At 55.8% G+C, this 10618-nt stretch carries 9 protein-coding genes; 6 read left to right on the top strand and 3 right to left on the bottom strand.

The features are described from left to right. Positions 1-141 precede the first annotated feature (141 nt). From M0974_RS32475 to M0974_RS32465, 3 genes are all read left to right on the top strand, one after another. Positions 142-474 carry an NIPSNAP family protein gene (locus tag M0974_RS32475; RefSeq protein WP_297846330.1) on the top strand — a complete coding sequence of 111 codons (333 nt, stop codon included), beginning with the start codon at positions 142-144 and terminating at the stop codon, positions 472-474. Positions 475-557: 83 nt separating this feature from the next. Then, complete coding sequence (locus M0974_RS32470) at positions 558-1913, top strand: aromatic acid/H+ symport family MFS transporter (RefSeq protein WP_297846328.1); 1356 nt, start codon at positions 558-560, stop codon at positions 1911-1913. 235 nt (positions 1914-2148) lie between these two features. After that, a complete protein-coding gene (locus M0974_RS32465) occupies positions 2149-2562 on the top strand; it encodes a DoxX family protein (protein WP_297846326.1) in 414 nt (137 codons plus the stop codon). A 90-nt stretch (positions 2563-2652) separates the two neighbouring features. Here the strand turns inward: M0974_RS32465 and M0974_RS32460 are convergent, their stop codons facing one another. Both M0974_RS32460 and M0974_RS32455 read right to left on the bottom strand, forming a co-directional pair. Further along, positions 2653-3306, bottom strand: coding sequence for a TetR family transcriptional regulator (locus tag M0974_RS32460; protein WP_297846324.1), 654 nt, complete (start codon positions 3304-3306; stop codon positions 2653-2655). A 1-nt stretch (position 3307) separates the two neighbouring features. Then, positions 3308-4093 carry an IclR family transcriptional regulator gene (locus M0974_RS32455; protein ID WP_297846322.1) on the bottom strand — a complete coding sequence of 262 codons (786 nt, stop codon included), beginning with the start codon at positions 4091-4093 and terminating at the stop codon, positions 3308-3310. Between the two features lie 257 nt (positions 4094-4350). Between M0974_RS32455 and M0974_RS32450 the strand changes: the two genes are divergently transcribed. The 3 genes from M0974_RS32450 to M0974_RS32440 are packed head-to-tail and all read left to right on the top strand — an operon-like array spanning position 4351 to position 10067. Then, positions 4351-5484: an efflux RND transporter periplasmic adaptor subunit gene (locus tag M0974_RS32450; protein WP_297846320.1), complete on the top strand. Its 1134-nt coding sequence runs from the start codon at positions 4351-4353 to the stop codon at positions 5482-5484. Between the two features lie 15 nt (positions 5485-5499). Continuing rightward, on the top strand, positions 5500-8637 hold the full coding sequence (locus tag M0974_RS32445) for an efflux RND transporter permease subunit (RefSeq protein ID WP_297846319.1): 3138 nt from the start codon (positions 5500-5502) through the stop codon (positions 8635-8637). Next, positions 8634-10067, top strand: coding sequence for an efflux transporter outer membrane subunit (locus tag M0974_RS32440; protein WP_297846317.1), 1434 nt, complete (start codon positions 8634-8636; stop codon positions 10065-10067). Before M0974_RS32445 ends, M0974_RS32440 begins: the two co-directional genes overlap by 4 nt. 139 nt (positions 10068-10206) lie before the next feature. Here M0974_RS32440 and M0974_RS32435 read toward each other — a convergent pair. Beyond that, positions 10207-10618: LysR substrate-binding domain-containing protein (locus M0974_RS32435; RefSeq protein WP_367279070.1), on the bottom strand; the 412-nt coding region annotated here is incomplete at its 5' end.

Below are 10618 nucleotides of genomic sequence, written 5' to 3'. Positions count from 1 at the left end.
GGCGAGCATCATGGGCGGCAACTATCCCGCCGCCGGAATCACTCTCGGGCCGATCATGACCTTCGGTTATCTCACCGGCCTGCACCTGGCCCAGGTGGCCGCTGAAAAAACCTCCGACGCACCTCGACAGGATGTTGCCTGATGAATCACAAACCGGTTGTCGACCACCGCATCTACACCATCCGCCCACGCTGCATGGCCGAATTCATCGAGGTCTTCGATCGTCTGGCGATGCCGATTCTGCTCGAGCATCTGGGGCCGCCGCTGGGGTTTTACACCAGTAGTATCGGCCCGCTGAATCAAGTGCTGCACCTGTGGGGCTATGACAGTCTCGATGATTTTGAACAGCGCAGCCTGGCCCGAGATACCGATCCACAGTTCTCGATCTACCTGCAGGCCTCGGCGCATCTGATCATTGCTCAGGAAACCCGGATTATCCGTCCGGTGCGGTTCAACAGCCTCGGCAACCCTTGAGCGCACCGTCGCCACCTTCGTTTCACCCCAATAAAAAAGCGGGCGCAGTGGTCGGGCACCCCTACAACACAGAGGTGATGTTTATGCTGACAACCCAACCGATAGACATCCACACGCTGATCAACAGCCGCCCCATCGGCGGCTTTCAGAAGTGGGTGGTGTTCCTCGGTTTCCTGATCATTGGCCTGGATGGCTTCGATGTGGCGATCATGGGCTTTATCGCCCCGCAGTTGAAAATGGACTGGGGTTTGAGCCATCAACAATTGGGCCCGGTGTTGAGTGCGGCGCTGATCGGCCTGGCCGTCGGCGCCCTGGTCGCCGGGCCGCTGGCCGACCGTTACGGGCGCAAGATCGTGCTGGTGTGCAGCGTATTCATGTTCGGCCTGTGGACGCTGGCGACGGCCTTCTCCCCGGATATCAGCACCTTGGTGATGCTGCGCTTCGTGACCGGTCTGGGGCTGGGCGCAGCAATGCCCAATGCCAGTACCCTGGTTTCGGAGTACGCGCCCCAGCGCAGCCGTTCGTTCCTTATCACCGTGGCGTTTTGCGGGTTTTCTCTGGGCGCTGCCGGTGGTGGTTTTCTCTCGGCTTGGATGATTCCGGCCTATGGCTGGAAAAGCGTGCTGATCCTGGGCGGGGTTTTACCGTTGCTGGTGGCTCCGCTGCTGTATTTCAAACTGCCGGAGTCGGTGGCCTTCCTGGTCGCCAAGCAGGCACCGAACGCACGTATCCACGCCATCCTGGAAAAACTTGCACCGGGCGTCAGTGACGCTAATTCGACCTTCTGCTTGCCGGCCAAAGCGCTGACTCAGTCTTCGGCGGTGCAGATCGTGTTGTCGCGCTCCTATCGCTTTGGAACGTTGATGTTGTGGGGCGGTTATATGCTTGCGTTGTTCCTGGTCTACCTGTTCAGCGGCTGGCTACCGACACTGGTGAAGGAGGGCGGAGGCTACAGTGTCGCGGACGCGGCCATCGTCACCGCGATGTTCCAGATGGGTGGACCGGTAGGCGCGCTGTGCGTCGGCTGGGTGATGGATCGCTGGAACAAATACTGGGTGTTGATAGCGGTGTTCGTGTTGAGCGGCGGGGTGATTTACGCGATCGGCCAGGCTACGGGGCACTTTCTCCTGCTGTGTCTAATCGCCTGGGTGGTGGGGTTCTGCCTCAACGGCGCAAGCGTTGGCATGAATGCTCTGGCCGCCACGTTCTATCCCACCGAAGCCCGAGCCACCGGCGCCAGCTGGATGAGCGGAATCGGTCGTTTCGGCGCGATCCTCAGCGCCTTTGCCGGGGCGCAGATGCTCAGTTGGGGCTGGACCTTCGCCGAAGTATTCGCGGTTCTTGTGGTGCCGTCCGGCCTGGCGGCCCTTGCGATATATGGGTTGGGGCGCAGTGCCAACACCGCGTTTACCGATAGGCAGGTTGTTTCTGTTTCTTAGGCTTTCGAAAATAAGCGCATCAACCCGACGGGTTCATGCTGTTTAAGAGGAGCATTAGTAATAGGCCGCTCGGTGGATATTAAGTGGAGCGCGCTGGAGGTGCAGAAATTATTATTGAAGTCGCTCTTCACATGCTCGGGTGATTTTTTCAGTTGAATTAGCCAAGTGCTATTCACCAAGGCACTGCTACTATTATTCATACGTTCTTCCTTCTCCGGATCCACAGGTAGCCACCATGAGATACAACCTGCTCGACAATCAACGTGATGCAATCATCCTGCTGGCTCGCATCTTGTTAATGGTGCTGTTCATCATTACGGGCTGGGCAAAAATGCTCCACTTCGATGGGACTGTCGCCTATATGACCTCACTTGGCGCACCTGTGCCCATGGTGGCCGCGGCGATCTCCGTGATCATGGAGTTCTTTGTCGGAATAATGTTGACCATTGGCTTTTTTACCCGTCCTCTTGCCTTGCTGTATGCATTGTTCGTATTAGGCACCGCCCTGCTCGGGCACCAGTACTGGACGATGGTCGACCCTGATCGCACGGCGAACATGATCAACTTCTACAAGAACATCAGCATCATAGGCGGGTTGTTGCTGCTGGCTGTCACGGGGCCGGGCAAGTACTCAGTAGACGGCCGCTGAGCTGCCGGTAAACACGCGTTGGGTGTTAAAACAGAGCCTCCAGCCGGCCTGACCCTATTTTGCTGCAGGTCAGGCAGGAGATCTACTTTTTCAACAGACTTCGGTATTTTTCTCTATGACCAAAGTTGTGGCCGCGGTGAGAAGACGCGCCGGTGGTTTTAAAAGCACTTCAACGATTATATCAAGGGCATTTTTGATGTGGCTCGGCACGTCGAGGTTGCACTGCAAGCACTCAAAGAAAAGGCCGCTTAAATACATCTGAAACATCCTGCAGGTGACGTCGATATCAAGCATTGCATCAACTTCGCCTTTGCTTATCGCGCTTTTGAGCAGGTGTTGCATCTGAGAAGTAAAACTGTTTTGAACCTTATGTAATCGTTCCGTGATGGGGTTTGCACCTGCTATGTTTTCACTTTTTTTCAACAGGATTTCGCAGAGCTGACGTGATTCAATATTGATGAAGGTCTGTTCAATGGCCGTCTGCAAACGCTGGATATTATGCTGCAGGCCCATCCTGGCAGAAAAAAAATGTTCCACCGGCAGTGTAATGTCTTGCAATACCGCCAGCAGCAGCTCTTCTTTGCCTTTGAAGTGCCAATATACAGCGCCTCGCGTCAAGCCAGCCTGTTTCGCAATGACGTCTAACGTAGCGCAAGAAAAGCCGCTTAATGCGAATTCTTGCGCGCCCGACGCCAAAATCTTCTGACGTGTACGCTCTGCCTCCTCGGCAGTTTTTCTCGCCATTTTAGTTCTCCCGTATTGGCAAGGAAGGAGAACCTATCATTCGTTCTATGCTGTGCTTGCATTCAACGAGGGCCGCTTGAAAACGGTCGACTCGCACATTAATACGAGAGGCCGGGGCGACGACGGAAATTGCATAGTTACCCAAATAGGTATTGATCGATACCGCCACCGAACAGATGCCTTCGATGTACTCCTCGTTATCCTTAGCAATACCGCTAAGACGAATATCTTCCAGTTGTGCAAGCAATGCCGCTTTTTCCAGAGTCTGGGGTGTGAATTTAGATAGCGACTCCGGTAGCAGTGTAAGAACCGTTTCTGAGCTAAGGCTGGCGAGAAGCACTTTGCCGCTGCCAGTGGCATATGAAGGTGGCTGGATGCCGATTGGAAAGACAATTCGTAGCTCGCGTTCGGAAACAATCCGTTCGACGATATAGATTTTGTCGCCTATCAATGACGACAGCGTGACCGACTCTTCCACCAGCAGCGAAAGTTCGTAGATGAAGGGGCGGACCACCGAGATGATATCCGATTGCGTTTGATTGATAAGTTGGCCGAGTGCAGGCCCTAAACGAAAGCCTCCTCGCGCGCCAAGAGACTCGACCAGGTACTCGGTTTCCAGCGCAGTGATGATTCGCTGAACGGTAGAGCGGGGTAATTCGACAATGTGGGCTATCGCCGCAAGGCTGAGTCCTTTGGGATTGTCACCCAGCGCCCGCATCACTGCCGCAGCCCGGGCAATCACCTGAATGCCGCCGTTTTTGCTTTCCAAGGTTGGATCACTGCTCATTCTATCTCTCTCTATCGTCTGGCCCGCGGTGTTCTCATTCGGTCAAACACAAGCCCATTGAATCGAGATCTTGACGTTGCCTGTCAGCTATTAGCTGCGGGTGATGTTTAACCGATTCTAATCGAATCAAGAATCCGAACGAATATTTGGACCGGGAAAAAGTGCTTGCGATTGCTGATTCGCATTATGGTACACTGAACCTCATTGCGATACACAAGACTAAATCCTACCTTTTCAGCTTTCAGGAGAGACCCCCGGTGAACCGCTCATGGCCTTTGCGTGCCCTGCATATCCTTCCCTTTACCGCTGTTTTGTTGACGGGATGCGGTAAATCTCAACAGGTAGCTGTCGTGCCCCATGCCGTCGACGTAGGGGTTTATACGGTCAAGGCCCAGGCCTTGACGTTGACAACTGATCTACCGGGTCGTACGTCCGCATTCCGAGTCGCGGAAGTGCGTCCACAAGTCAGCGGGATTGTGCAGAAGCGCCTGTTTGAAGAGGGGGCAGAGGTCAAACAAGGCCAGCAGCTCTATCAGATCGACCCTGCTACCTATCAGGCTGAATTGGCCAAAGCCCAGGCGAGCCTCGGGACGGCGCAGAAGCTGGCTCAACGTTACGAGCGACTCCTCAAGACCAACGCGGTCAGCCGTCAGCAATATGACGACGCCTATGCGACATGGAGACAGGCCCAGGCTGAAGTTCAGGTGGCCGAGATCAATGTCCGGTACACCCGCGTACTCGCGCCGGTGTCCGGTCGGATTGGCCGTTCTGCGGTGACTGAAGGTGCGCTGGTCACAAACGGGCAGGCCACGGAGCTGGCTACCGTAACGCAACTTGATCCGATCTTCGTCGACGTGACCCAGCCGATCACCCGCATTTTAGGGCTGCAGCGTGCATTGGCATCGGGCGGCCTACAAAGTGCCGGCGAGAATAAGGCCGAAGTTAATTTGAGCCTTGATGATGGCAGCCCTTATCCGCTGCCCGGTGTACTGAAATTCTCCGAAGTAAGTGTCGACCAGGGTACCGGTTCGGTGACCTTGCGGGCTGTGTTCCCCAACCCTGAGCACAAACTATTACCAGGCATGTTCGTTCACGCTGAACTCAAGGAAGGCGTGAAAGAGGCCGCCAAGCTGGTGCCTCAGCAAGCCATCATTCGTGACAGCCGAGGCGTGGCTACTGCATGGGTTTTAAAACCAGATAACACCGTCGAACTACGCGACCTGCAAACGCTGCGTACCGTAGGTAATACGTGGCTGGTGGGTAAAGGCATTGAGGCTGGAGACAAGGTCGTCACCGAGGGCTTGCAGCGCTTGAAACCAGGTATTCAGGTCAAACCGGTTGAGGCGAGCAATGTTGATTTGGTAACTGACTACACCGCCGACGCCCATTAAGGAATCCTATTTAACATGTCTCGTTTTTTTATTGATCGGCCCATCTTCGCCTGGGTGATCGCCTTGGTGATCATGCTCGGCGGTGCGTTAGCCATTTTTGCGCTGCCAATTAACCAATACCCCAACATTGCGCCGCCAGCGGTTCAAATCAGCGTGAACTACCCTGGTGCTTCGGCACAAACGGTGCAGGACACGGTGGTGCAGGTCATCGAGCAACAGCTCAGTGGTCTGGACGGTCTGCGTTACATTTCGTCAAACAGCAACACCGACGGCAGCATGCAGATCATCGTGACCTTCGACCAAGGCACAAACGCGGATATTGCCCAGGTCCAGGTGCAGAACAAGCTGCAACTGGCCACTCCAATGCTGCCGGAAGAGGTCCAGCGGCAGGGTATTCGCGTGGTGAAATACCAGATCAACTTCATGTTGATCATGGCGTTGGTGTCCACCGATGGCCGCATGTCCAACTTCGACATGGGCAACTTGATCGTTTCCAACTTTCAGGATCCGATTTCCCGGACCAAAGGCGTTGGCGACTTCATGGTGCTAGGTGCTCAGAACGCAATGCGGATCTGGCTTGATCCCGGCAAACTGAACAGCTATCAATTGGTACCACAAGATGTCATGGACGCTATTGCTGCTGAAAACGTCCAGGTATCGTCCGGTATGATCGGGGGGCTACCAGCTCATAAAGGGATTCAGCTCAACGCCACGGTCGTTGGCAAGACGCGGATGCGCAGTGTCGACGAGTTCAACGACATCCTCGTCAAAGTAAATCCGGACGGCTCGCAGGTTCGGCTCAAGGATGTTGCCGAGGTTTCCCTGGGCAGCGAAAACTTCTCGATATCCAGCAAGTTCAACGGCAAACCAGCGGCGGGTATTGCACTGCGCCTGGCATCGGGGGCGAACTTGCTCGATACCGTGGCCCGGGTCAAGAGCACGGTTGAAGCGCTCAAAGCCAACCTGCCCAAGGGGGTCGATGTCCAGTTTCCGTATGACACCTCGCCGGTGGTAGCCGCCTCGATCGAATCGGTAGCGCATACCCTGATTGAAGCGATCGTGCTGGTGTTCCTGGTGATGTTTCTGTTTTTGCAGAACATCCGGGCGACGCTGATTCCGGCAATGGCTGTTCCTGTGGTCCTGCTGGCCACGTTTGGCGTGCTCTTCGCCTGTGGTTTTACCATCAACGTGATGACCATGTTCGCCATGGTATTGGCCATCGGGTTGCTGGTGGACGATGCGATTGTGGTGGTGGAGAACGTCGAACGGATCATGGCCGAAGAAGGTTTGTCCCCCAAAGAGGCCACACGTAAGTCGATGGACCAGATTTCCGGTGCCCTGGTCGGTATCGGCCTGGTGATCTCCGCGGTGTTCCTGCCGATGGCGTTCTTCAGTGGTTCAGCGGGCATCATCTACAGACAATTTGCAATTACCATCATTTCGGCCATGAGCTTCTCGGTGTTGATCGCCCTGGTCTTCACCCCGGCCTTGTGCGCCACGATGCTCAAACCGCACAAACCAGGTGAGCACGAGAAGAAGGGTTTCTTCGGCTGGTTCAACCGCGTCTTTGAGAAAAACACCGGTCGTTATGAGCGAGGCGTAAAAGGCATCCTGGCCCGTCGCTGGCGCTTCATGTTCATCTATCTGGCATTGATCGCGGTGGTGGCTGTGCTGTTTGTGCGGATACCAACGGCGTTCCTGCCGGATGAAGACCAAGGCATCATGGCGGTGCAAATCCAATTGCCGCAAAACGCCAGTGCCGAGCGTACCGAAGCGGTTCTGACGCAAGTACGTGACTTCATCCTCAAGGGTGAAGGCGATAGCGTCGCCACGGCCTTTACGGTTAACGGCTTCAGCTTTGCGGGTCGCGGTCAAAACTCGGCGCTGGTCTTCGTTGGTTTCAAGCCCTTTAACGACCGCAAGTCGCCAGAGAGCACGGTGTTTAAAGTGGCCGAGCGGCTTAACGCCAAGTTCGCCACGATCAAGGATGCCAACGTTATCGCGCTCGTGCCGCCCGCCATTTTGGAAATGGGTAACTCCACCGGGTTCGATATTTTCCTGCAGGACACCACCGGCATTGGCCATGATGGATTGATGGCTGCGCGTAACCAGTTCCTTGAACTGGCCGCCAAAGAACCGGTGCTGTCGTTGACCCGCCCGAACGGTTTGAATGACGAAGCGCAATACCAGGTCAGCATCAACGATGAGAAGGCGCGAGCCTTGCAGGTGTCCATCGTCGACATCAACCAGACCATGTCGGTGGCTTGGGGTTCGGCGTACGTCAATGACTTCATCGACAAGGGACGTGTCAAAAAGGTCTATGTTCAGGGTAATGAAGACTCACGGATCTCGCCTGAAGACTTTGATAAGTGGTATGTGCGCAATGCGACCGGCGCAATGGTGCCGTTCTCGGCCTTTGCGACCGGTAAGTGGATCTTCGGTTCGCCGAAGTTGGAGCGCTATAACGGCATCCCTGCAATCGAGTTACTAGGTACGCCGGCTCCCGGTCACAGTACCGGTGAGGCCATGGCAGCGGTGGAGCGGATTACTGCACAGCTGCCCAAGGGTGTCGACATGGCTGTGACCGGCCTGTCCTACGAGGAAAAGCAAGCCGGCGCTCAAGGGCCTGCGCTGTACATCCTGTCGTTGATGATCGTGTTCCTGTGTCTGGCGGCTCTTTATGAAAGCTGGTCCATACCGGTAGCCGTCATGCTAGTTGTGCCGCTGGGCATCCTGGGTGCGGTAACGGCCACCCTGCTGCGCGGGCTCTCCAACGATGTGTTCTTCCAGGTGGGGATGTTGACCACCATGGGCCTGGCGGCGAAAAACGCGATCCTTATCGTCGAGTTCGCTAAAGATCTCTATGAGCATCAGGGCCGGACCTTGCTCCAGGCAGCCTCGGAAGCAGCCCGTCTGCGTCTGCGTCCGATCATCATGACCTCCATCGCGTTCGTCATGGGTGTACTGCCGCTGGCAAGGGCTGTGGGACCAAGCAGTGGCAGCCAGCACTCCATCGGCACAGGCGTGGTCGGTGGCACATTGGCCGCGACCTTCCTGGCGATTTTCTTCGTGCCATTGTTCTATGTGGTTGTGACGGGTCTGTTCACCAAGAAAGAAAAAGCTGCCTCCGTGCAGGCAGGAGAAGAGGAATGAAGCTTAACTACCTCACGCTGGCCGTAGCCTTGGGTCTGGGACTGCAAGGTTGCAGTCTGATTCCTGACTTCAGCCAGCCCAAGGCGCCGATTGAAAGTGCTTGGCCGCAAGGCCCGGCGTATAAAGCGGAAAAAGACACCGCAGCGACATCGTTGCTCTGGAAGGATTTCTTCCGTGATCCCAAAATGCAGCGTTTGATTGGCCTGGCACTGGATAACAATCGCGACCTACGCGTGGCCGCCTTGAACGTGCAAGCCTACCGAGCTCAGTACCGCATCCAGCGTTCGGAGTTGTTTCCCAGCGTTGATGCGAATGCCAGTGGCAGCCGCCAGCGACTGCCAGCCGATTTAACGACCACCGGCAAGTCCGGAATCCAGAGCCAGTATGGTCTGGACGTCGGCATCAGCTCTTACGAGCTGGACGTCTTCGGCCGCGTGCGCAGCTTAAACAGTGCTGCGTTGGAAACCTACCTGGCCACAGAGCAGGCACAAAACAGCATCCGTATTGGCTTGATTGCGGATGTGGCCGGTGCCTACCTGACCTGGCAGACCGATCAATCGCTGCTTGAGGTCACCGCGAACACGCTGGACAGTTACACCAAGAGCCTGGGAATGATCGAGTCGGCCCAGAGCGAAGGCACCTCTTCGGCACTGGATGTGCGTCAGGCGCGAACCCTGGTCGACAGCGCGCGGGCGCAGATGATCCTCTACACCCGCCAGGTCGCCCAGGATGCCAATGCCCTGCAACTGCTGCTGGGCGCGAATATCCCGAGCGACCTGACACGCGGCTTGGCACTTAACGCGGACTTGCTGAGGGATATTCCTGCTGGCCTGCCTTCTGATCTGCTGCAAAAGCGTCCGGATATTCAGGAGGCCGAGCATCGTCTGTTGGCGGCCAATGCCAATATTGGTGCCGCACGGGCTGCGTTCTTCCCGAGCATCAGCCTGACCGCGACTGCGGGCTCGGCGAGCAGCCAATTAGGTGACTTGCTTAAAGGTGGCCAGGGTAGCTGGAGCTTTGTCCCGCAGATCAACGTTCCGATCTTCAACGGCGGACGTCTGCGGGCCAACCTGGACTACGCCACTATCCAGAAGGACATTGGTGTAGCGCAGTACGAGAAAAGCATTCAGACCGCATTCCAGGAAGTCGCCGATGGCCTGGCCGCCAAAGGCACTTACAGCGAACAGCTGCAAGCCCAGAGCGACCTGGTTCAAGCCAGCCAGGAATACTTCGACATGGCGCAACAGCGTTATGACGAAGGGGTGGATAACTACCTGACACTGCTGGATGCTCAACGTCAGCTGTTGTCTTCCCGGCAAAAGCTGCTCAGTGATCGACTGCTGCAACTGGATAGCCAGGTGCAGTTGTATAAAGCGTTGGGAGGAGGTTGGGAGCCGTCAGCCCCGGAGAGCAATTTAGTCAAAAACTAAACGGCTGAAAGTGACGAGCCCATAGGCGACGGGCTCGTCCGCTAACTTTCAATACTGGGTTTTATTTGACGTCATCAAGTGCGTCAGCATCCTTGATCCCGGGTAGGGGGCGTAGCCACACATGCGCTATTGATGGCCGTTATTGATCCGTTGCCAGTTGATGGACCAAATCCCTGAGCCAGATTACGCCAGGGTCGTACTGGTTTCGTGGATGCCAGGCAACGTTCAACGCAAATGGCGGTGCAATAAAAGGTAGTTCAAAAAGCTCAAGGTCATCGGCAAAGTGCATCAGCAACGAAGCGGGTAACGTGCAGACCAGGTCGCTGTTTCGCAGCGTGCCGGGTACCAGTAACAGTTGCGGCAGGGTAACGACCACATTACGCCTGCGTTGCAACGTCCAGAGATATTCGTCCATGTAGCCTTGTGGGTTAACTACATCGTTTGATACCAGTATGTGCTGCAGCGCACAGTACCCTTCGAGATCCAGAGGCCCAGCGCCTCTTGGGTGGTCTTTGCGTTGAGCCATGACAAAGCCGCCGTAAAAGAGCTTT

Source organism: Pseudomonas sp., assembly GCF_026224925.1.
Taxonomy (GTDB): Bacteria; Pseudomonadota; Gammaproteobacteria; order Pseudomonadales; family Pseudomonadaceae; genus Aquipseudomonas.
Note: the sequence above shows the minus strand (reverse complement) of the source record. Positions and strands in the feature narration are given on the sequence as shown.